This is a genomic window from Psychrobacter sp. SHUES1, from assembly GCF_001652315.1.
Taxonomy (GTDB): Bacteria; Pseudomonadota; Gammaproteobacteria; order Pseudomonadales; family Moraxellaceae; genus Psychrobacter; species Psychrobacter faecalis.
This window is the reverse complement of record NZ_LXWA01000025.1, coordinates 1-524: the sequence shown is the minus strand read 5'-3', so window position 1 is coordinate 524 and position 524 is coordinate 1. Positions and strand designations below refer to the sequence as shown.

Below are 524 nucleotides of genomic sequence, written 5' to 3'. Positions count from 1 at the left end.
CAGGATATTGCCGCCTCCCCGAAGCTTATCGCAGGCTGTCACGTCTTTCATCGCCTCTGACTGCCAAGGCATCCACCATGTGCGCTTCATTACTTGACCATACAACCCCAAGTAGTCTTTCGACTTCAAAGTGTCATACAATCTAATTATGATAACGATATCACCTATGTTTACGCTTGATTCAGTTCTCTTTACTTTTTTAAGAAACCCTCTTTGGGATAACAAACAATGTCGTTAAAAGAGGATTTCTTAAGGTTAGAGTGTCGCGTGAACACGCCACTCTAACCCAGACTCATATCTATGTTTTTAAATAGTTCTTACTCTCTCGTCGAGTAGTAAGTTCTGTATAAAACAGAAGTAAATAATCAATGATGATCACTTAATTCTGTTTATGCTGTGCACTGAAAGCTTACTGCGTTTATAGTGGTGGAGCCAAACGGAGTCGAACCGTTGACCTCCTGCGTGCAAGGCAGGCGCTCTACCAACTGAGCTATGGCCCCATATATAAATGGTGGGTCTAAGTG

1 tRNA gene and 1 rRNA gene are annotated in these 524 nt (G+C 42.6%); both read right to left on the bottom strand.

Annotated features, from left to right (window positions below):
• Positions 1-99: ribosomal RNA gene (locus A7325_RS01790) — 23S ribosomal RNA — on the bottom strand; the annotation flags it as partial.
• Between the two features lie 325 nt (positions 100-424).
• Positions 425-500 (bottom strand) — tRNA-Ala (locus A7325_RS01785).
• Positions 501-524: the final 24 nt, after the last annotated feature.